The organism is Nonomuraea rosea, assembly GCF_039539705.1.
Taxonomy (GTDB): domain Bacteria; phylum Actinomycetota; class Actinomycetes; order Streptosporangiales; family Streptosporangiaceae; genus Nonomuraea; species Nonomuraea rosea.
This window is the reverse complement of record NZ_BAABDQ010000041.1, coordinates 71552-93444: the sequence shown is the minus strand read 5'-3', so window position 1 is coordinate 93444 and position 21893 is coordinate 71552. Positions and strand designations below refer to the sequence as shown.

At 70.2% G+C, this 21893-nt stretch carries 17 protein-coding genes; 9 read left to right on the top strand and 8 right to left on the bottom strand.

The features are described 5' to 3' along the window. Position 1: 1 nt before the first annotated feature. From ABEA43_RS53740 to ABEA43_RS53720, 5 genes are read right to left on the bottom strand one after another with little or no spacing between them, the layout of a single operon-like run. Positions 2-922 carry a nucleoside hydrolase gene (locus ABEA43_RS53740; protein WP_345574578.1) on the bottom strand — a complete coding sequence of 307 codons (921 nt, stop codon included), beginning with the start codon at positions 920-922 and terminating at the stop codon, positions 2-4. Between the two features lie 49 nt (positions 923-971). Beyond that, positions 972-2153 (bottom strand): ABC transporter permease, encoded by a 1182-nt coding sequence (locus ABEA43_RS53735; RefSeq protein WP_345574576.1) that lies wholly within the window; start codon positions 2151-2153, stop codon positions 972-974. Then, positions 2150-3271, bottom strand: coding sequence for an ABC transporter permease (locus tag ABEA43_RS53730; protein ID WP_345574574.1), 1122 nt, complete (start codon positions 3269-3271; stop codon positions 2150-2152). Before ABEA43_RS53730 ends, ABEA43_RS53735 begins: the two co-directional genes overlap by 4 nt. Further along, complete coding sequence (locus ABEA43_RS53725; protein ID WP_345574572.1) at positions 3268-4815, bottom strand: ABC transporter ATP-binding protein; 1548 nt, start codon at positions 4813-4815, stop codon at positions 3268-3270. Before ABEA43_RS53725 ends, ABEA43_RS53730 begins: the two co-directional genes overlap by 4 nt. Beyond that, positions 4812-5849: a BMP family lipoprotein gene (locus ABEA43_RS53720; protein ID WP_345574570.1), complete on the bottom strand. Its 1038-nt coding sequence runs from the start codon at positions 5847-5849 to the stop codon at positions 4812-4814. Before ABEA43_RS53720 ends, ABEA43_RS53725 begins: the two co-directional genes overlap by 4 nt. Before the next feature lie 203 nt (positions 5850-6052). Between ABEA43_RS53720 and ABEA43_RS53715 the strand changes: the two genes are divergently transcribed. After that, on the top strand, positions 6053-7321 hold the full coding sequence (locus ABEA43_RS53715; protein ID WP_345574568.1) for an amidohydrolase: 1269 nt from the start codon (positions 6053-6055) through the stop codon (positions 7319-7321). On the opposite strand, the gene ABEA43_RS53710 is transcribed toward ABEA43_RS53715, so the two are convergent. After that, complete coding sequence (locus ABEA43_RS53710) at positions 7223-7840, bottom strand: TetR/AcrR family transcriptional regulator (RefSeq protein ID WP_345574566.1); 618 nt, start codon at positions 7838-7840, stop codon at positions 7223-7225. The two genes, ABEA43_RS53715 and ABEA43_RS53710, sit on opposite strands and share 99 nt — an antisense overlap. A 155-nt stretch (positions 7841-7995) precedes the next feature. Between ABEA43_RS53710 and ABEA43_RS53705 the strand changes: the two genes are divergently transcribed. From ABEA43_RS53705 to ABEA43_RS53680, 6 genes are all read left to right on the top strand, one after another. Further along, entirely contained in the window at positions 7996-8913 is a 918-nt protein-coding gene (locus ABEA43_RS53705; RefSeq protein ID WP_345574564.1) for a PfkB family carbohydrate kinase, read from the top strand. Between the two features lie 205 nt (positions 8914-9118). Continuing rightward, entirely contained in the window at positions 9119-9826 is a 708-nt protein-coding gene (locus tag ABEA43_RS53700; protein WP_345574562.1) for an ABC transporter ATP-binding protein, read from the top strand. 68 nt (positions 9827-9894) lie between these two features. After that, positions 9895-12162: an ABC transporter permease gene (locus tag ABEA43_RS53695; RefSeq protein ID WP_345574560.1), complete on the top strand. Its 2268-nt coding sequence runs from the start codon at positions 9895-9897 to the stop codon at positions 12160-12162. Positions 12163-12359: 197 nt separating this feature from the next. Beyond that, the gene (locus tag ABEA43_RS53690) at positions 12360-13274 is read left to right on the top strand and encodes an NAD-dependent epimerase/dehydratase family protein (protein WP_345574558.1); all 915 of its coding nucleotides are present in this window, start codon (positions 12360-12362) and stop codon (positions 13272-13274) included. A 610-nt stretch (positions 13275-13884) separates the two neighbouring features. Continuing rightward, a complete protein-coding gene (locus ABEA43_RS53685; RefSeq protein WP_345574556.1) occupies positions 13885-14424 on the top strand; it encodes a SigE family RNA polymerase sigma factor in 540 nt (179 codons plus the stop codon). 128 nt (positions 14425-14552) lie between these two features. Beyond that, on the top strand, positions 14553-15563 hold the full coding sequence (locus ABEA43_RS53680; protein WP_345574554.1) for a hypothetical protein: 1011 nt from the start codon (positions 14553-14555) through the stop codon (positions 15561-15563). 239 nt (positions 15564-15802) lie between these two features. Here the strand turns inward: ABEA43_RS53680 and ABEA43_RS53675 are convergent, their stop codons facing one another. Together ABEA43_RS53675 and ABEA43_RS53670 are read right to left on the bottom strand one after the other, a co-directional pair. Next, a complete protein-coding gene (locus ABEA43_RS53675; protein WP_345574552.1) occupies positions 15803-16999 on the bottom strand; it encodes a hypothetical protein in 1197 nt (398 codons plus the stop codon). A gap of 150 nt (positions 17000-17149) precedes the next feature. Continuing rightward, positions 17150-18247 carry a HesA/MoeB/ThiF family protein gene (locus tag ABEA43_RS53670; RefSeq protein ID WP_345574550.1) on the bottom strand — a complete coding sequence of 366 codons (1098 nt, stop codon included), beginning with the start codon at positions 18245-18247 and terminating at the stop codon, positions 17150-17152. 123 nt (positions 18248-18370) lie between these two features. On the opposite strand from ABEA43_RS53670, the gene ABEA43_RS53665 reads away from it, so the two are divergent. Both ABEA43_RS53665 and ABEA43_RS53660 read left to right on the top strand, forming a co-directional pair. Beyond that, positions 18371-21595 carry an AfsR/SARP family transcriptional regulator gene (locus ABEA43_RS53665; protein WP_345574547.1) on the top strand — a complete coding sequence of 1075 codons (3225 nt, stop codon included), beginning with the start codon at positions 18371-18373 and terminating at the stop codon, positions 21593-21595. A gap of 140 nt (positions 21596-21735) precedes the next feature. Then, the gene (locus tag ABEA43_RS53660; protein WP_345574545.1) at positions 21736-21885 is read left to right on the top strand and encodes a hypothetical protein; all 150 of its coding nucleotides are present in this window, start codon (positions 21736-21738) and stop codon (positions 21883-21885) included. The last annotated feature ends 8 nt before the right edge of the window (positions 21886-21893 follow it).

The window sequence follows — 21893 nt, the reverse complement described above, 5'->3', positions numbered from 1 at the left end:
ATCATTTACCTCTCGTGATGGTCTTGACGAAGTGAGAGACGACGCCGGTGTCGTCCAGGTCCCACACCACGTCGACGAAGGGCCACTGGTCGGCGTGGTCGCCGTGCGGCGGCCTGGTCTCGCGCCGGTCCACGATGGTCGCCCCGCGCGTGTATCGGCCGTGCAGCTCGACGGCGACCTTGAGCCGGCGGATATCGGCCAGCGCCCGCTCGGTGGCGATCACGGCGACACCCGCGTCGCCGAGGAACGCGCCGCGCGTGGCGAATCGCGCGGCCAGGTCGCGCAGGATGCGGGCGGCGAGCCCGCCTCCTGGCCCGGGCGTGTTCTCCAGCTCGGCGATGTCCGCTTCCGAAGCCTTGACGCGGGTGAAGACGTCGAGCCCGTAGAGGACGACCGGCAGCCCGCTGCGGAGCACGATGTCGGTGGCTTCGGGGTCGTACAGGACGTTGGACTCGGCCGCCGGCGTCTCGTTGCCTCCGGCGACGGCCGAGCCGCCCATCACGTAGACCGCCTCGACCTGGTGGACCACCTCGGGATAAGCCCTGAGCAGCAGCGCGACGTTGGTCAGCGGGCCGGTGCAGACCAAGGTCGTGCGAGGGCCGGGCTGCGCCAACGTCCGGCGCATCACCTCCAGCGCGGGCGGCAGGTCCGCGGGGTCCGCCGCGCCGGAGAGTTCGACGTCGCCCATGCCACCCGGCCCGAACACCCACTCGGCCGGCGCGCCCGCGGCGGTGAGGGGCCGGGCGCTGCCCCGGCCCACCGGGACGTCTGGCCTGCCCAGCGTCGCCAGCACGGCCGTGGTGTTACGAGAGACCGTGTCGACGTCGACACAGCCGCTCACACAGGTGACGGCGCAGAGCGTGACATCGCGACGGTGCGCCAGATAGGTCAGGGCGAGGGCGTCGTCCAGCCCGGTATCCATATCCGCAAGGATGCGCAATTGCGACAACCTCATTCTGTGAAGGGCTTCCTCAGGAGGAAGCGATGTCGTGACGTTTGCCGAGTGCCGCCGGCGGTCTGAGCCGCTGGCCCGACAGCACCAGCGCGACCAGGACCGCCACGTAGGGCGCCACGAAGGCCACCTGTTCCGGAACCGAGTCGGTCAGGGCCGTGACGGTCGCGAGCAGGATCGCGGCCAGCGCGGGGAAGGCCAGCCTGCGCAGCCCGCCACGCCGGAGGATCACCAGCACGGCGAGGAGTCCGCACACCAGCGCGGCGACCACGAGAACCGTGCGGACGGCCGAGCCGCCGCCGCGCAACTGCAGGGCGTCCATGTAGCCGTACAGCAACGACCCGGCGAACGCGCCGGACGGCGTCCAGTTGCCGAACACCGTGGCGGCCAGTCCCATGTATCCCCGGCCCGCCGTCTGCCCATCCCGGTAGAGGCCAGAGCTGGCCAGCACCAGCAGCGCTCCGCCGAGGCCGGCGAGCGCGCCGGAGGAGACGACGGCGCCGTAACGCAGCACGGTCACCCGAATGCCGAGGCTGGTGGCGGCGACGGGGTTCTCTCCGCAGAAGCGCAGCCGGAGCCCGTACGGTGTGCGCCACAGCAGCCACCACGACAGCGGAAACAGGACCAGACCGAGAACGATCCCCGTCGAGAGGCCGCCGAGCCCGAAGGGCAGGGGCAACACCGGCAGTGCCGGAACAGGTGGTGACTGCGTCGTGCCGCCGCCGGGCATGGCGGCGAAGGTGAGCGAGGACAGGTACTTGGCGACGCCGGGCGCCAGGATGTTGATGGCCACACCGGCGACGATGTGGTCCACCTTGAAGGTCACGGTGACGACCGCGTGCACGAGGCCGCCCAGCGCACCGCAGGCCATGCCGAATACCAGGCCGAGGGCGGGTCCCCACTGGAGGGCGCCGAATCCGGCCCCCCAGGTGCCGAGGATCATCGTTCCCTCGAGTCCGATGTTGACGACGCCCGCGCGCTCGGCCCACACGCCTCCGAGCGCCGCGAGGGCCACCGGGCAGGTGAGCACCAGTGCGGTGCTGAACGTGTTCCCCGATACCAGGTCGGTGGCATGTGGTACCAGCGCGACGGCGAGCGCGATCGCGCACAGGATCGCGAGGAGCGATTGCCGCCGGTTCCCCCGGCTGCGCCCGGCCGGGGCATGCGGCTCGTTCCGGGCCGTGATGGTGGGAGTCGTCACGCGCCGCCCCCCGTGTTCGCCCCGGCGGGCGCGGCGGACATGGCCGGCACGTCCTTGAGCCGATCTGGCCGTGCCCGGCCCGTGCGCCATCGAGAGGTCAGCCGGTTGGTGATGACCACGGCCAAGATGATCAGGCCTTCCATGATGCGGACGACTTCGTTGCTGACGTCCATGAGCTGGAGCACGTTGGAGGAGTTGTCCAGGAACGAGAAGAGCAGCGCGCCTATCGCCATCCCGGCGGCGCGGTTACCCCCGAACAGGGCCACGGCGATGCCGATGAAGCCGAGCCCGGAAGGGAAGCTCAGTGAGAAGCTTCCGGAGTCGCCGAGCAGCGACGGCATACCGATCAGCCCGGCGGTGGCGCCCGAAAGGACCATGGCGATGACGATGGTCCTGCCCATGGGCACGCCCCCGCTGCGGGCCGCGTCCGCGGAGCGGCCCGCGGCGCGCAGGTCGAAACCGAAGACCGTACGCTCGATCAGCAGGTAGAAGCCGATGCCGGCGACCACGGCCAGGAGCGAGGACCAGTGCAGCCTCGCGCCCTCGGCGGCGATGTCGATCCCCGGGTCCCGCAGGCCGTCCGGAATCGGTGCCGTGCCCATGTTGCTGCCGCTTCCGCTGCCCAGACGTCCAGGAGCCAGCAGATAGGAGATCAGTCCGATCGCGATGAAGTTCAGTGCGATCGTGGAGATCACCTCGTTGACGCCCTTGAGCGTTTTCAGGAGCGCCGGGACGGCGGCCCATGCCGCGCCCGCGATCATCGCGGCGGCCACGATGACCACCTGACCGAGCGGGGCGGGAAGGCTGAGTCCCGCGCCTACGGCCGCGGCACACAGGGCGGAGATCCGGTACTGGCCCTCGGTGCCGATGTTGAACAGGTTGAGGCGAAAGGTGAAGGCGACCGCGACGGCGGACAGGTAGTAGGCGGCGGCCGAGTTCAGGATGATCGCGGAGCTGGTGTCGCTGAGGCCGTTCAGGACCATGGCCCGCGCGGCCTCGATCGGGGAGGCACCCGTCGCGACGAGGATCAGCGAGGCCGCCACGGCGGCGAGCACGACCGCGGCTCCCGACGAGAGCAGCCCGACGGCCGCGCCGCGCAGGTGCGGGATCAGCTTCACGGTGTGGCCTCCGTCGCGCCGGACATGGCCATCCCGAGCCGGGCGGCGTCGATCTCCCGCGGGTCCGCCTCGGCGACCAGACGGCCGCGCAGCATCACCAGGAGGCGGTCCGACCTGGTCAGCAACTCGTCGAGGTCGGCGGAGATCAGCAGCACCGACATGCCCCGGGACACTGCCCGTTCGATGTGCTGCCAGATGCTCTGCTGGGCGGCGATGTCGACGCCGCGGGTCGGGTGCGCGGCGAGGAGTACCTGAGGATCGTGGGAGAGCTCGCGCCCGATGATGAGCTTCTGCTGGTTGCCGCCGGACAGCGCGGAAGCCGCGACGTCCGGATGGTGGGCGCGCACGTCGTAATCACCGAGCAGGCGCTCGGTGTCGCGACGGGCGGCCTTTCTGCGCAGCCAGCCCTTCCTGCTGTTCGGGGTGTGGGTCTGCCAGCCCAGCATGCGGTTCTCCCAGAGCGGGGCCTCCAGGAGCAAGGCCTGCCGGTGGCGGTCTTCGGGCACCACCGCCATCCCGGCCGACCGGCGGCGCCGGGTGTCCATCGCGGTGATGTCCTGGCCGAAGAGCGTGAGCCGCCCGGAGTCCGGGCGGCGGACACCGGAGGCGCATTCGATCAGTTCGGTCTGCCCGTTGCCCTCCACACCGGCGATGCCGACGATCTCGCCTTCCCGCAGTTCGAGGGTCACCTCGTGCAGGGCCTGCCGCCCGGGGACCGGGTTCAGGCCGACGTTTTCCAGGCGCAGGCTGGTACGGTCACCCGACCGCTCGCGGGAGCGCGCCGGGCCGGGCGCGGTGAGCTCCGCTCCGATCATGAGGTGGGCGAGTTCGCGGGCGGACACCTGCTCCGCGCGGAGCGAGTCGGCTACGGTGACCCCGCGCCGGATCACGGTCACATCGTCGGCGACGGACAGGACCTCGTCCAGTTTGTGCGAGATGAACAGGATCGACAGCCCGCGATCGGTCAGCCGGGTGAGGTTGGCGAACAGCCGGTCGACCTCCTGTGGCACCAGCACGGCGGTCGGCTCGTCGAGGATCAGGATCCTGGCTCCCCGGTAGAGCACTTTGACGATCTCGACCCGCTGGCGGTCGGCGACGCTCAGGTCCCCGACCGGGGCGTGCGGGTCGAGCTTCACCCCGAGGTCGGCGCAGATGGCCTCGATCCCGCGCACGGCCGACGAGACATCTGTCGACCCCGCCTTGCGCGGCTCGGCGCCGAGGATGACGTTCTCCAGCACCGACAGGTTGTCGGCGAGCATGAAGTGCTGGTGGACCATGCCGAGCCCGGCTGCCAGCGCGTCCTTCGGCGAGGCGAAGGAGACCCGCTCGCCGTTCACGTGGATCTCCCCGGCATCCGGCCGGTGGATCCCGTACAGCAGCTTCATCAGGGTGGACTTGCCGGCGCCGTTCTCTCCCACGACGGCGTGGATCGTTCCCGCGCGCAGGGTCAGGCTGACGTCCTGGTTGGCGACGACGCCGGGGAACTGTTTGCGCAGGTTCGTCGCGGTCAGGGCGGCGGCGGGTGTGGTGACGACCATCGTCATGCCTTCGGAGTGGTCGGCACGACGATGGTGCCGTCGACGATGGCCTGGCGCATCTGCTCCAGCCGGGGCTTGACGTCGTCGACGAAACCGCCGGAGGTGGCGTACGTGACGCCGTTCTGCTTCAGTCCGTACAGGTGCTCGCCGGCCACGAACCGGTTCTGCTCGACGTCGGCGACGAAGTCCAGGACCGCCCGGTCGACGCGCTTGACCATGGAGGTGAGAATGGCGTCCTTGGCCGAGGCGAGTGCCGGCTGGAGGTACTGATCGGAGTCCACGCCGATCACCCGCTTGCCGCTCTGGTGGGCGGCCTGCACGATCCCGGTACTGGACCCGCCCGCGGCGGAGAAGACGATGTCGGCGCCGCGCTGGTACATGCCGTCAGCGGCGACCCTGCCCTTGTCAGGCGAGCTGAAGCCGGAGAAGTCGGGCGCCTGGCTGAGGTACTGCACCAGCACTTTCTTCTTCGGGGAGACCGCGGTCACGCCCGCCTCGAAGCCGGCGAGGAACTTGCCGATGATCGGGGTGTTGGCGCCGCCGATGAAGCCGACGGTCTCGGTCTTGCTCTTCAGTGCTGCGGCGGCTCCGACGAGATAGGAGCCTTCCTGCTCGGCGAAGACCAGGTTGGCGACATTGGGCGCGTGCGCGTCCAGGCTGTCGATCAGCGCGAAGCGGGTGCCGGGGAACTGGCCCGCGATCTTCTGCAGCGGCCCGGCATAGGCGAAGCCGACCGCGATGATGGGGTTGAATCCCTGCTGGGCGAGCAGGCGGAGCCGCTGTTCCTTGGCTTGGTCCGACTCTCCCGCGGTCGCTTCGAGCTCTTGGGTCTTGGCCACGCGCAGCTTCGCCTTGGCCTCGTCGAGCCCCCGGGCCGCCGCGTCGTTGAACGACTGGTCGCCGCGTCCGCCGATGTCGTAGGCCAGGCCGACGCGCAGCCCGTCCTCGGCCGGGCCGTTCGGTGCCTGGTTGCCGCACGCAGCCGCCACCAGGGCCGTAGCGACCAGCGCGGGCGTGAGCCACTTGAGTCTATTACGCATGTGTTTCTCCTGCCGTGGACGGACAGTGAGCTCAGGCTGTGCGTCCACGCACGATCTCGGCGCGGAGGCCGCGCCGTGCTGAAAGGGGGAAGGTCAGGTTCCGGTGCAGAGGGTTGACTTACCGCTCGGCAAAGTGAACCATTTGATTCAACCTAACGCTTCAGCCCTCTGGGCGGAAGCCTCAAATTTGGAAGGGCCGCAGTTTGAGCCACGAACCCCCTGCATTCGACCTGGTCATCCGCCATGGGCGGCTGCTGACGATGAGCGCGGCGGACGCTACGTTCGACGATGGCTTCCTCGGTGTCCGTGACGGCCGGATCGCCGCTGTCGGCAAGGACAGCGAGCAGCCTGCGTACACGGCGGCCCGCGAGATCGACGCGACCGGCTGCGCGGTCCTGCCCGGAATGATCAACGCCCACAGCCACCTGGCGATGGCGCAGTTCCGCGGGATCGCCGACGATGTGACGCTGGAGGAGTTCGTCTCCCGCCTCACCACCGAGGAGGCCAAGGTCCTCACCCGGGACGCCGTCCGTCGCGGTGTCGCGTCGGCCTCGGCCGAGTCCATCCTGGCCGGAACCACCGCCGCGCTGGACATGTACTGGTTCGACGAGGAGACGGCGGCCGCGGCCGCGCCGTACGGACTGCGGATCGTCACCGGCCCCACATTCGCCGGCTTCGCCAACCCCGACCCGCGCTCGTTCGCGGAGACCCTCAGGGACGCCGAGGTCAGGCTGGCCGCCCACCCTCCCGGCGCGACCGCGGCGCCCGTCCTCATGCCGCACAGCACCTACGCTCTGACCCGGCACCAGTTACAGGAGGTCGCCGCGCTGGCCAGGCGATACGCCTGCCGCGTCCACGTGCACGCCAGCGAGAGCCCCAAGGAGGTGGCCGACGTCCGCCAGGCGCACGGCGCCTCGCCCATCCAGGTGCTGGAGCAGACCGGCCTGCTGGGGCCGGGCACGGTGGTGGCGCACGCGGTCGTCCTCGATGACGCCGACATCGAGACCCTGGCCGCCACGGGCACGTCCGTCGCGCACTGTCCGTGGTCGAACCTCAAGCTGGCCTGTGGCGTGGCCCCCGTGGGCGAGCTCCTGGCGGCCGGCGTGACGGTGGCCCTGGGCACCGACAGCGCGGCGAGCAGCAACGGGCTGGACCTCTGGTCGGCCGTCAAACTGGCCGCCACCCTGCACAAGGGAGTGTCCGGCGACCCCCGGCTGATCACGGCACGGCAGGCCGTGGAGCTGGCCACCGTCCACGGCGCGAAAGCACTGGGACTGGACGGGGAGATCGGCACGCTCGAAACCGGCAAACGCGCCACACTGCAGGTGGTCGACCTCACACGGCCGCACTTCGCCGGCTGCCAGGACGTGTGGTCAGCCCTGACCTACTCCGCGCGCCCCTCCGACGTCCGCGACGTCGTCGTGGACGGCGTCGAGCGGGTCCGCGCCGGCGCCTTGGTGAGCCCGCAGTGACGCGGCCCGCAGGGAGATCGCGGCGGCCGCCCGATCATGCACGGCGGTCACCCCGTCCACGTCACCGGTGGCGAGGAGGTCCAGCTGCAGACCACGCCACAATGCGACGATCTCCCTGGCCAGCGCGTTCGCGTCGCCGTGCGCCAGGCCGTCGTTCTGCAGCGCCGCGGTGGCCGTGGTGACCCAGTCGTGGCCGAAATGCCGTAGAAGACCGGGAATGCGCTCGGGCTGGTGCACCGCCAGCCCCACGGATTCGAACAGCAATCTCAGGTAGGGCAGGTTCTCCTCCCGGCATACGGCTCGCCAGGTCTCCCGCAACCGCTCGTCGAGCGGGATGTCCAGGCGGCTGATGTGCCGATCGAGATCCTTCATCGACGGGTACTGCAGCAGCGCCGCATCGAGAGCTTCCTTGACCAGGTTCTCGGTCGATCCGAAGTAGTACAGCAGCATGCGGTTGTTCGACCCCGCCGCCTTGGCGAGCTCGCGCAGCGTCGCGGCCGCGGAGCCATTCTGCAACATGTACCCGACGATCCGGCTCAACAGCTTTTCCCTGCCGCGGGCTTCGTTGTCCCCGGCTGTACCCGTGCGTGCCACGGTGCCGAGGCTACTCCGGATCTCACTGCCCCACACACGACCGAGTGCGTCATCCCGGCGCGCTCAGTGCAGGAGGACACATGACCTTTCTCGTGGTCGGCGAAAGCATCGCCGATCTCATCGGCTCGCCGGAGGACTGGCGATTCACCGCGGTTCCGGGAGGAAGCCCGCTCAACGTCGCGGTCACGCTCGCCGGCCTGGGCCAGCCGACCAGGTACGTCAGCGAGACCGGCGAGGACATGTTCGGCGCATTGCTGCGCGACCATCTCACCCGGCACGGGGTTCGCACCGACGAGTTGCGTAACACGCAGGCGACCAACCTGGCCATCGCCCGGATCGGCGGGGACGGATCGGCGACCTACGATTTCAGGTTCGGCTGGCGGCTCGCGGGGAGCGTGCCGCTCTCTGGGGTCACATGCCTGCACACCGGCTCCCTCGCCACGCTCGTTGGCCAGGGAGCTGAAGAGGTGCGACGGCTTATGAGGTCGGCCGTGACGGCCGGGGTGCCCGTGTCGTACGACCCGAACATCCGCCCGGCGCTGCTCGGCCCCCGGTCGAACGCATTGCCGCTGGTGGAGGAGTGCACACGGCTGGCCCGGCTGGTCAAGGTGAGCGCGGATGACCTCGGGTGGCTGTACCCGGGCGAACCCGACCTCGACGCCGCACGCCGCTGGTCCCGGCTGCCGGGCGAGCGCCTGGTCGTGGTGACCCGAGGCGGAGACGGCGCGATCGCGATCTCCGGCGATCACGTCATCACCTGTGCGGCCCCTGCTGTCCAGGTCGCCGACACCGTGGGCGCGGGCGACACCTTCGCCGCCGCGTTCCTCGCCGTAGCCGGCGCGGCGCTCACCTCACCCGCCCTCGCACCCAAGCAGATCGCGCACGCGCTGAGGCGCGCGATCGCCGCAGCCGCAGTGGTCTGTACGAGGCGGGGCGCCGCGCCTCCCACCCCTGCGGAGATCGACGCGATGCTCCCACACGTGCCCGAGGCGGCTTGACGACGCCATGGAAGGCAGCGTGATCCTCCTTCGCCGATCGGCCGGCCGGGCAGAAGCATCACACGGATGCGCCGGACGATCGGACGCCCCTGTGGTGGGCGCCGGCATCGGACCTTGGAGGTACATCTGCGGTATGACCGGTGGCGTGCGAAGGCAACCGCGGTCCGATGCGGGGCTTGAAGCGCACGCTTTAGGTTCACCTGTCATGACGACGGATCACCTCGGCCATCCACCCACGGTCGTGCGGTTGGACGAGGTTCACAGGCAGTACGGCGATGTCCTGGCGCTGGACCGGGTGCAGGTGGAAGTCCGCGCCGGTGAGGCGGTCGCGGTGATGGGGCCGTCCGGGTGCGGCAAGTCCACGCTGCTCAACGTGGTGGCCGGCCTGGATCGCCCCACCTCGGGCAGGGTCGAGGTCTGCGGTCAGGACCTGGGCGGGTTGAGCGAGGCCGGGCTGGCATTGTTCCGGCGGCAGCGCATCGGCATGGTCTTTCAGTTCTTCAATCTGCTCGACGACCTGTCCGTGGTGGACAACGTGACGCTGGCCGCGCAGTTGGCCGGGACGCCGGCCCGCCGTGCGCGTCGGCGTGCCCTGGAGCTGCTGGACGAACTCGGCGTCGCCGGACGCGGCAACCACTACCCGGCGACCCTCAGCGGTGGCGAGCGTCAGCGGGTGGCCGTGGCCAGGGCCTTGATGAACCGGCCGGAGCTGCTGCTGGCCGATGAACCCACCGGCGCTCTGGACAGCCACTCGGGCGAGCAGGTGATGGATCTGCTCAGCGACCTCAACCGCATCGGCCAGACCCTGCTGATCGTCACCCATGATCCGCAGGTGGCCGCCACCTGCAGTCGCCTGATCACGATGACCGACGGCCGGGTGGCGGCCGACAGCGCGCCGGGAGCGGCCGCATGAGCGGCTTGGCGGGCACCTTTCGGGGCACCGGGTGGAGCAGCAGCGTATGGAGCACGGCTCGCGCGGCCATGAGGCGCCGCAGATTCCAGAGCGCCGCCATCGGCTTCGTGGTGCTGATCGCGACCACGGCCGTCCTGATGACACTGGCGCTGCTGGTCGCCGCCTCAGCGCCCTTCGACCAAGCGTTCGCCCGGCAACGCGGCGCTCACGCCGTGGTGACCTTCGATGCCGCGAAGGTCACCGACGAGCAGGTGGCGCGGACGGCAACGCGGGCCGGTGTCGAGGACACCGCCGGGCCCTTCGGCCAGGCGGTCCTGGACGTCACCAAGGACTGGTATCAGCAGGCGGCCGGTCCTTTGACGGTGGTGGGCCGGGCGGATCCGGGCGGGCCGGTGGACCGCGTGGACATCCGCATCGGCCGCTGGGCCACCGCCCCCGGTGAGATCGTCGTCAACTTCGCCGACCAGGGCACCCCGGACCCGGACCTGCTGGGCGCTGAGGTCGTGGCCGAAGGCGCCCGGCCGTTCACCGTCGTTGGCTTCGCCACCAGCATGAGCCAGTCCGCCGGCGCCTGGGTCACACCCGAGCAGATGACCGCGCTGCGCCCGCAGGCCAGGCAGATGCTCTACCGCTTCACCTCGGCATCGACGGACCAGCAGATCCGGGCCGGCCTGGCCGAGGCAGGCCAAGGACTGCCCGCGGGCGTGACCACGACCGTTCAGTCGTATCTGGCGCTCAAGCTGGCATTCTCCAACGTGGCCGGCGCTTACCTTCCGCTCCTGACGGTGTTCGGCGTTCTTGCCCTGGGGGTCTGCGTGCTGATCGTCGTCAATGTGGTCAGCGGGGCCGTCGTGTCCGGATACCGGCACATCGGGGTGCTCAAGGCCCTGGGCTTCACCCCCAACCAGGTCATGGCGGTCTATCTCATGATGATCGGCGTGCCCGCGGTCGGCGGATGCGTGCTCGGCACCCTGAGCGGCATCATGCTGGCACCGCCGATTCTCACCGTGGCGTTCTCCGGAGTCCAGGCCGGTAACGCGGTGGTCGGCGTCAGCCCGTGGGTGTCCGTCGCCTGTCCGCCGGCCATGTGCGCCCTCGTCGCCCTCGCCGCGCTGGTGCCCGCGCTGCGCGCACGCCGGCTGCCCGCGGCCCAGGCGATCAGCGCGGGCAGCGCCCCGAAAGCCGGGCGCGGGTTGCGCACGCAACGGTGGCTCGCCGCCGCTCCGCTGCCGCGCTCGGTGAGTCTGGGACTGGGGCTGCCGTTCGCCCGTCCGGGTCGCACCGCTCTCACCGCGGCGGCCGTGATGCTCGGGGTCGCCACGGCGACGTTGGCGACCGGTGCTTCCAGCACCATGATCGCCGCAGGCAATCTGGGCCGGACCGGCGGGGCCGTGATCAATGTCCAGGTCGGTGGCAGGCCCGAGACCGGCCGGCCCGCCCCGAAGCTGAGCGACCCCCGCATCGAGGCGCGGCTGCGCGCCCTCCCCGGTGCGAAGGGGGTGACGGCTCGCGCCTTCGTCCAGGTGCAACTCGCCGGATACACCCTGAGTCGATTCGCCAATTTCTATCGCGGGGACAGGCCACCGGCCTTCCTGTCCCAGATTGTCGAAGGACGCTGGCCGAAGGGACCTCGGGAGATCGTGGCGGGGCCGAGGTTCCTCACCCAGCACGGACTGAGGGTCGGCGACCGCGTCACCTTGCGGCGAGACGGCCGCCACGTATCGGCGATCATCGTCGGCTCGCTCGTCGACAGCGACTCCCGAACGGTGGGCGCCACCTGGCCCACCGCGGCCGAGCTCGCTCCGGACGCCAAGCCCGCCGAGTACTACGTCCAGCTCGCGCCTGATGCCGACCCCCAGGCCTACATGGATGCCGTCCGGGCGGCCGATGCGGGCCTGAATCCGTCGCTGGTGAGTTCGGGCAGCTTCGCCACCACGGCGGTCGTCGGCATGTCGTCGGTGTTCACCGCGTTACTGGCCATCGTCGCGGCGCTCGGCGTCTTCAACACCGTGCTGCTCAACGTCCGGGAACGCCGCCGCGACCTGGGCATACTCAAGGCGATCGGGATGACACCGCGCCAGGTCACGGTGATGACGGTGACGTCCGCGGCCTGGCCCGGCGCGGTCGGTGGCTTGCTCGGGATTCCCTTCGGGATGGTGGCGCACCGCCTGCTCGTGGACAGCGTCACCGTGGTCGTCTTCCCTGAGCCCATGAAGGATGTCTGGCACGCACCGTACCTGGCGGCGCTTGCCCTGACCGGGATCGTCATCGCGGTCCTCGGCGCGCTGATCCCCGCGCGGTCCGCGGCGCGCTCCACCGTGCTGCGGAACGAGTAGGCCCGGCCATTGTCACGTCCAGTGGGCCAGCTCATGCGCCTAAGTCCCGAACAGATCGTTTTACCAGTTCAGAGGCACTCGTCGCGCCGTCGGCTAGATCGGTGTCCTGAATTGAGAGCAGTGCTCTTGACTTGTACGACCCGTTGAGAGAGCATTGCTCTCATAAGAGAGCGGCAGTATCCACGAGAGGAACCACCATGGGCAAGCACGTCATCGCAGGTGCAGGGCAGGTCGGCAGGCACCTTGCCGAGCATCTGCGCACGCAAGGGCACGAGGTCGTCGTGATCACCAGATCCGGCACCGCCCTCGCCGGGGTGGAGTCCGTCGCGGCCGACCTCAACGACCGCGAGCAGCTCATCCGGATCGTCAAGGGCGCCGACGCCCTGCACAACTGCGCAGGCCCCGCCTACACCCGCTGGGCCCAAGACTGGCCGCCGCTGGCCGCCGCGCTACTCGCTACCGCCGAAGCCACCGGCGCGGTGCTCGTCACCGCCGGCAACCTCTACGCCTACGGCCCCGTCAACACACCGATGACCGAAAAGCACCCCCTGAACCCCGCCGGCGTCAAAGCCCGTGTCCGCACCCAGATGTGGACCGACGCGCTGGCCGCGCATCAGGCGGGCCGCGCTCGCGTCACCGAGATCCGCAGCTCCGACTACTTCGGCCCCGGCGCCAGCGACCAGACCCCCGTCGGCACCCGCTTCGTGCCTTCGCTGCTCGCCGGCAAGCGCACCTCCTTCCTCGGCGACGCCGACCAACCCCACTCCTGGACCTACCTGCCCGACGTCGCCGCCGCGATGGCCGTCGCCGCCACCGACGAGCGCGCCTGGGGCCGCGCCTGGCACACCCCCACCAACCCCGCGCTGACCGCCCGCGCCCTGGCCGGGCGGCTGTGCGAACTCGCCGGCGCAGCGGCCCCACGCCTCAACCGCCCCCCGGCGCCGATCCTGCTCGCCCTCGAGCTGACCAACCCCGTCATCCGCGAGCTGAAAGAGACCCGCTACCAGTTCGACCGCCCCTTCGTCGTCGACTCCTCAGCGTTCGAGAACACCTTCGGCCTGACCGCCACCCCCCTGGACACCGCACTCCAGGCCACCATCGCCGCCACCTGACGGTTGATCCCCCGGACGACCTCGGCGGGACAGCGGACCTGCTCCGCATGGTGCCGCCGCCGCTCTCGCGCCGATCGCCCCTAATGCCATCGAGCCCGACTCGATGGGCGGTCCATCGGCTACATGGTCGCCGGCCGGGCTGCGCGGGCGCCGGCGATGGGGCCGGGATGACCCGATCAAGCGTGGCGAGGGATGTCGAGTAGTGGCGCAGCAGCAGGTCGCCGATCTCCCCGGCGGCTTATGCTGCGGCCTTCAGCAGGCGGGCGGCCAGTTCCGTAAAGCCGGCAGGTCCGGGCCGGGTGGCTGGTGTTGCGTACCAGCGGGTGCGGCCGCGCGACCGGCAGCGCGTCCAGCCCGGCCGCGAAGTGCCAAGTCAACTTGACACTTCCTCCCGTCGCCGGTCATCGCCGGCTGTGGCGAGGGTGCCGGTTCGTGGGAGCCGTGGACGGTCACCGGCGCCGCGCGCCATCCGCTCCTCGGCCTCCGGCTCGTCGCCCGCCCTCTCGTTTCGAGCGACCTGGCCTGCAACGGGGTCGAGGAACCGAGCTCCGCCGGAGAAGAAGGTGGTGGCGGGACGCAACCTCCTCGATGGCTTATGCATGTAGAAGACATGAAATCCGAGATCGTCCACGATCCACCCGGTCCCCCGGGTGCCGAGGCATCGGCCGATACGGTCGTGACCGAGTTATTCGTCGTCCACCGGCTCGCCCTTGTGCGGTTGGCCTTCCTGCTGCTGGGTGACCAGGCAATCGCTGAGGACGTTGTCCAGGACGCGTTCGCCGCGGTGTATCGCAGGTGGAGCAAGCTGGCCGACCGAGGGCAGGTGCTGCCGTACCTGCGCACTGCCGTGGTCAATGGGTGCCGGATGATCCTGCGGCGCAGAGCGATCATCGGGCGTTTCCACGGTCGACCTGAGGTTCCCTTCTGGTCGGCAGAGGCGGCGGCGTTGCTCGGGGAGACCAGGCGACAGGTGTTCCTGGCCGTCCGGGCTCTGCCGCGACGCCAGCGCGAGGTGCTGGTGCTGCGTTTCTACCTCGACCTGTCGGAGGCAGAGATCGCCCAGGTGATGGGGGTCAGCCGCGGAACGGTCAAATCGACAGCATCCCGGGCGCTGAAGGTGCTCGCCGTGAAATTGCAGGAGGAGCGATGACTCGAAGCGTTGAAGACCGACTCCGCGACGCTTTCTCCGCCGGCGCGGAACTGGTGTCCCCGGAGAACCTGGGGCCTGTCGCAGATCCTTTTGCAATCCGTCCGCGTCGAGGCTTTCGGGGGCTACCGATGTTGACGGCCGCGGCGGTCGTCGTCATCCTCGCTGTGGTCGCGCTGGTCTCGAAAATGATCGCCGTGCCCGCCCCCGTGCCTCCTCCCGTGCTGGTGCCCTCTGCGGGGAACCAGGCACTGCGCCAGCTGGCCGCCCAGGTCGTGCGGTTGCCCGACGACCGGGGCGCGTACTGGCACAGGTCGCTGGAGAACGACTATCTGATACGGGTGCAGGCCGGGGGGCGCGCCTTCAACGCGGTGGCCTCGTCGCGGACAGAAGTCTGGCTGCCGCGCGATCTCAAGAACCCTGTGCAGACACAGGGCGGGGAACCGAGCCTGCGCCCGGCGACTCCGGCCGACGAACGCGTCTGGCGGGCCGGGGGATCGCCCGCCAAGGTTCAGCGTGTGTGCACCCCCGGCACGAAAGCGGCCGACTGTGTGAAGCTGCCGATACGTGCGGAGAGCAGGGACTGCCAGTACACCCACGAGGTCATGCCAGAGCACGGGCCCGGCGCTCACCCGCTCCGTCCGTACACGCTGGCCGAGATCTCGGCGCTGCCCGCCGATGACAAGGGACTGCGCGCGTGGTTGCGTGCCCGCTGGGAGACCAACCGGGCCAAGGCAGAGACGACGCAGACGCTGGAGGATGCCATCGCCAATTCCGACGCCCTGCTGGCGACACCCCTCACCCCGGCGGCCCGGGCCGCCGTCCTCCGCCTGCTCGCCGACCTGCCCACGACCAATGTTCGAGGGCCGGTCAAAGACCCGCTGGGCCGCAGCGGCCTCGCCGTGGACTTCGACAAGGGCAGCGAGTACTTCAGGGAGTTCGGTGAGGACGACGAGGTGGCCGAGGACCACACGACCATCCTGGACCCCCTGACCGGTGAGATCCTGGCCAAGGTCACGAAGGCGGGAGAGAGCACCGTGGGCCTCGCCAAGGGCGGGACCATGGACTCCGAGATCTGGACCTCCGTAACCGGTTGGACCGACAACCGCCCGAAGCGGCCCGGAAACTGCCGCCGCCTCTAGCGGGCCATCTGGGGGCGTTAGTTAAAAACGGACAAGATGGGTCCTGTCACTCACCACCGAAAGTCACACTCCGTCCCGACCACCAGGAAGTCGCAGGCGATGATCGCGTGGGCTTGGACGGTCGGGAACCGCCGCCAGGTCGGCCTGGCCGGGCGAGGCGCCGCATCGATACCAGCGGCGTGCAGAATCTCCCACGCCATCCGCACGACCAGTGCCGGCGGGCCGCCCGGCATGGCGCCTCAGAGGAGTGCGCCGGCCCGGCGCAACCGGCGCTCGCGAAGGGCCAGCAGCGGTGGCAGACCCACCTGCACGATGATGTACACGGCCACGGCGAGCGCCTCCCAGAACCCCGCCGAGCCGATCGTGCTGCCACCGAGCTGCGTCATGGCCCAGCGCCCCAGCGAGACGACCAACGGCAGCACGCCCGTGACGAATATCCAGACCATGCCCGCGATCCCCGCGACGTACGGCACCACGAACCACCGGGCGACCTGGCGATCACGCGCGCTCATCTCGGACAGCTCGGCCGTCTCGGCCCGGGTGAGCCGGAACAGCGTGATCTTGGCGGTCAGCCAGGTCGTCCGGTAGAGGTTGTGGCACCGCAGCAGGTTCGCGAGCAGGGCGTACGAATCGCTGCGCAGCGGCAGGGCGGCCCACTGCCAGATGATGCCGACGACCTGGGAGAGCACCAAGACGGCGAGGAGATCGTCGAGGACGCCGGGCGGGTCGAGCAGCCGCAGCCCCAGCGCGACGGCCAGGATCACGGTGTCGATGGCCATTCCGGCCAGGTAGACGCCGTGGCGGCGGTTGCGCGGCAGCGTGACGATCTGGGTGAGATCGGTCTCGAAGACGACGTATATGCCGCGATAGCTGACCCGGAAGATCGCCGGCACGCCGATCGCCCGTCCCGCGAGCCAGTGCCACGCCTCGTGCAAGGCGCCGAACGCGATGCCGATCAGCAGCCAGCCGAACGCGGACAGGCCGGGGCTGGGCAGGAACCAGGCGTCCTCCCAGGAGGGACGCAGATCGGGCCGGATCAGCAGGAGTGAGACGGCGACGACCGCGGCGGCCGCGTAACACGACCAGGCGACGGGCCCGAACAGCCGGGCCGCCGATCGGGAGCTGACCCCTTCGATCCATTTGAGCTGCCCGCGCGTCCCACCCGCCGCGGCCGGCGGGTCGAGCAGGCCCGCAGCGGTGAGGCCGTCGACGAAGTCCGTGCCGTCCACCTGCTCGCCCGCGACCTCGCCGGCCCGCGCGGTGGCCTCGTCGAGCGAGCCGGTCTCCTGCAGCGTGGTGACGAAGACCGCGCCCGGCTCCGGCACCGCGACGAAAATGCCCAGCTCGGGGCGGCCGAGAATCCATGCCTCGCCGTCGAAGGCGACCGTCAGCCGGGCGGCCCGCTCGCGCAGCTCCTCATCCAGGGACCTGGCCATTCTTCTCATCTCTCCACGGTCGGCAGGAAGCGGGAGGGGCCGCATCCCGATAAATCAGGAGTGCGGCCCCTTGGCCGATTTTTTAGGAGTCGGTGCCGTTCTGCGTGAGCCGGGCGTTCTCGACTCGTACGATCTCGATCTTCATGTTGATCACCTCCCTCCGCATACCGCACACGCTGGGTCACGGGGCCACTCGGCCTGACTGGTCGCACAGCCGTGCGCGAAGTCGATGTCGAGCGGCCGACCGGCATACGCCGGCGGCTCGAAGCCGGTCAGGTAACGCAGCACCTCGAAGGCGCCGAATGCCCCCAGCAGGCCGGCGACCGGCCCGATCCCGCGGTTGGGCTGCGGCCTGCTGACGAAGAGGCGAGTGGCGGCGATGGCGCCGGCGATGGCCGGATCGTCGGGGTCGGGGAAGTCAGCCGGGTTCGAGGGGTCGGCCGGTACGCAGGCGCGGCACGCGCTGACGCCCGGGTTCACCGACCAGACCGTGCCGGTGGTGACCGACATGCCGCCACGGACGAACGGCACGCCGTTGCGTACGCACGCCTCGTTGACCCAGAGGTCGATCATTTTCGGCCGGTCGATGCCCGAGGCCACCACATCGGGCCGGACCCGGCGGATGAGCTCGACGAGCTGCTCCGGTCCGGCGATGTCGGTCTCGACCCACTCGACCTGGATGGCGGGGTCGAAGGCCCGCACCCACGCGGCGGCGCGCTCGACCTTGCGCGCGCCGATGTCGTCCGTGCGGTAGAGGTACTGCCGGGCGAAGTTGCGCGGTTCCACGGTGTCCCGGTCGAGCAGCGTCATCGCGCCGACGCCGAGCCCGGCGAGGTGCGGGATGGTGTTGGAGTTGAGGCCGCCGGTGCCGAGCACCAGGACGTGAGACTCGCGCAGGCGGCGCTGCAGGTCTTCTTGGCTGAGGCGGAGGGTGCTGAACGACTCGAAGAAGGCCAAGTTGCTGAAGTACCGCTCGGCGTCGGCAGGCTCCAGCCGGCCGAGGCGGTCGCCGTCCTCCAGCAGCCGTTCGGCGTCGAACGCCGTGACGGCGCCCTGTACGTCGGCCACGTCCAGCGAGAGCTCGTCCGCGATCTCGGCGACGGTCCTGCCACCCTCGATGAGGAGGCCCAGGAGCTTTTCCACTCTCCCGTCGGGGTCGGCCAGGATCAGCTGATCGCGTGGGTCATAGACCAGCCGCAGCTCATCCCCGACCCGCTCCCAGGAGATGCCTTTGAGCCGTGGCCTCATCGGTGCATTCCCCAATCGCCGAGATGGGATTTGGCAGCACTGTGACAGTCGCGTGCATGGACGCCGCATGGATCTCGCACGGAAGCAATTGCTCCTGTCAGAGAGGTGGATTAGCCTCGAACCGTGATCTTCCCCGGTGTCCGATTCCTCCTCCTCGGCCCTCTGGAGATCACCGTCGAAGGCCGGGCCGTCCACCTGACCGGCAGGCAGCGGGCGCTGCTCTCGGCCCTGCTCCTGGATGCCGGCGGTGTGGTGTCCGCGGAACGGCTGGCCGACCGCCTCTGGGGCGACGACCTGCCGCCCTCCGCCCCGGCACGGCTGCGCGCGCTGATCGCCGAACTGCGCAGGGCGCTCAGTCCCCATGGACGGGACGTCATTCTCACCCGGAGCCCGGGATACATGATCCGCGCCGGAGCGGCCGCGGTGGACGCCGAGGAGTTCGCCTCTCTGATAGAGAGCGCACGGCACGTGGCTGGGGACGACCGGCACCAGGCCGCGCTGGATCTGTACGATCAGGCGCTCGCACTGTGGCGCGGCGACCCCTTTGCCGATCTCGCCGGCCCTGTCGCCCATGCGGAGCGGTACCGGCTCGAGGAGCTCAGACGCGAGGCGGCCGAGGGCCACGCCGCGGCGCTGCTCGGGATGGGGCGGAGCAGGGCGGCCGTCCCCGGCCTGACCCGGCTCCTCGCCGAACAACCGCTCCGGGAGCGGCCCCACGCCCTGCTCATGCAGGCGCTGCGCGACGACTACCGTGTCCCCGACGCCCTGGAGATCTACCGGGAGTTCAGGACGAGGCTCGTACGCGAGGTCGGGGTGGAACCGAGCGGAGAGCTGCAGCGGCTGCACCAGAGCATGCTCGAAGGGGAGCCTGCGGCCGAGACGGTCAGGCCGGCGCTGGTGCCGCGCCAGCTGCCGCCCGTCACCAGCCGCTTCGTGGGCCGCTCCGCGGAGCTCCAGCGGATGGACGCCGGCCGGGTGACGCTCGTGGTCGGCCCCGCCGGCGTGGGGAAGACCGCGCTGGCGATCCGGTGGGCACGCCGCGTGAGCGATCTCTTTCCCGACGGGCAGTTGTTCCTCGACCTGCGGGGCTTCGACCAGCGGAAGCCGATGTCCTTACCTGAGGCGCTGCAACTGCTGATACAGGGGCTCGGCGCGGCGGCAACGGATATACCGGTCGAGCTGGACGCTCAGATCGCGCTCTATCGCTCGCTCCTGGCGGGGCGGCGCGTGCTGGTGGTCCTGGACGACGTCGCCGACCCGGAGCAGGTACGCGCGTTGCTGCCAGGGGACCTCGGATGCCGGGCCGTCGTCACGAGCCGTAACCGGCTGGGCGGCCTGGTGGCCACGGACGGGATCGAGCGCCTCACGCTGGACGTGCTGGACCACGAGGAGGCCTACCAACTGCTCGTCCAGGGCATAGGCGAGGACCGCCTGCTCAGGGAACCGGACGCCGCCGAAGAGCTGGTGACGCTCTGTGGCCGGCTGCCGCTGGCGCTGTCCATAGCCGTGTCCTGGATCGGCGATCACGGGCACCGGATGATCGGCCATTACGTCCGCCAGCTCGCGGACCGGGGGCGGCTGGTGAGGTTACGCGTGGAGGGCGACGAGAGCGTGGCCGTACAGGCGGCTCTCGACCTGTCGCACAAGGCGCTGCCGCCGGCGGCGCAGCGGATGTTCCGCCTGCTCGGCCTGGCGGGGGGCGGTGGCATCTCCCCGGCGGCGGCAGCCGCCCTGACGGGGACCAGCCGCGACCGCGCGGAGGACCTTCTCAGTACGGTGGCGCGGATCCACCTGATCAAGGAAACGGGGCCGCACCGTTTCGCCGCTCATGACCTGGTGCTGGAGTACGCCGTACAGCGGAGCCTCGCCGAGGACTCCGCGAGCGAGCGGTGGGCCGCTGTGCGGGGGCTGCTCGACCACTACCTGTGCACGGTCGTCGGCGCCGCCGCGGTGGCCGGCTTCGAAGTCGCGGAGCTCGACTACGACAGGGTTCGGCCGGAGGTCACGCCGACGACCTTCGACGCCGCGGCGGACGCCCTGGCCTGGCTCGACATCGAGTGGGACAACCTCGTAGCAGCCGTGTCGTACGCCGCCGCGCACGGGTTGCGGCCGTACGCGTGGCTGCTGGTCGAGGCCCTGACGGACGTCCTGCACCACCGGCGGACCCGGGGGGAGTGGCTGCGTCTCGCGGAGATCGCGCTGGCCGCCGCCGAGGACGAGCGGAACCTCAGAGCGCAGGCCGCGATGCACCACTCGCTCGGACTCGCCCGATGGCGCATGGCCGATCTCAAGAGGGCCATGGACCACTACGAGCGCGCGCTGGCGCTGTCTCGCCGGGCGGGCTGGCCGCTGGGCGAGGCCAGAGCGCTCCAAGGCTCCGGCGTGGTGCTCAAACAGCTGGGAGAGCCGCACAAGGCCATCCCGCGGTACCGGCGATCGGTGAAGATCCATCACACCCTCGGGTCGGGGCGCGGCGAAGCAGGCGGGCTGAACAACCTGGCCTCGGCCTACCTCATGCTCGCCCGTCTGGACCGTGCGGAGGAATGCCTGCAGGCCTGCCTCCCCTTGATCAGGGAGTCCGGCGATCGACATCTCCAGACGCTGACCCTGGTCAATCTGGCCCTCGTGCGCAGGAGGCAGGCCCGCTTCCCCGAAGCGCTGGAATCTCTTCATGAGGCGCTGGACGTGGCCCAGACCGGCGGGTTGCGGTACGCCGAGGCGGTGACGTACGAAACGTTCGGCTGGGTGCACCGCGACGTCGGCCACCACGAGCGGGCGATCGACGTCTTCGGCCGGAGTCTGGCCATCGCCGAGGAAGTCGGGAACCGGCGGTGCCAGATCGCCTCGCTGACCGGCCTGGCGGGAGCGGAGCTGGAGCTCGGCAGGGCGGACAGCACGCTCGCCCACCTCGACGGCGCGCTGGAGCTGGCCGAGCACACGGGCATCGACCTGGACGAGGTGCTGCTCGGCCGCGCGGAGTTCCACTATCGCCAGGGCCGGTACGGAGACGCGCGTGACGAGGCGGACCGGTCGCTGAAGCTGGCGCTCACGTCCAATCTTCTCAACCTGCCACGGCTGCACGGCCTGCTCGCCGCCATCCACCTGGCGGTGGGCGACGGCGAGCAGTGTGTCGAGGCGTGCGAGCAAGCCCTGGAACACGCACGGCGATCCGGGCAGCGGCTGGATCATGCTCGCGCCCTGATGACGCTCGGCCATGCCGTGCAGGGTACGGCTGGTGAGCAGGCCCGTCGCCTTTGGGGACAGGCCCACGCGTTGTTCACGATCATCGGCGCACCGGAGCGGTCGACGTCCGCGGCGCTGCTGGGTCAGGCCCCGGAGGTCCGCTGAGGCAGCGGGCCGCTGCTCCACCTCCAGGATGACACCTGATCATCCACTCGGCGGACGACGCCCTGTGCACCGCCTCTCTAACGTCATCCATGCGATGGGGGCGCATTCGGCTCCCCATGCGGACAAAAGGGTGAGTGAATATGGGGAAGACGCGTACCAGTCTCGACAACATCGCGGCCTTGGGCGCTGAGCTCGACGAGGGCCAGCTGCTCCAGGTGAGCGGCGGCGTCAAGAGCCAGGTCATCGTGATCCACGGCAACCACTCGCACACCTCCGGCGACAGCAACTAGTGAGCCGC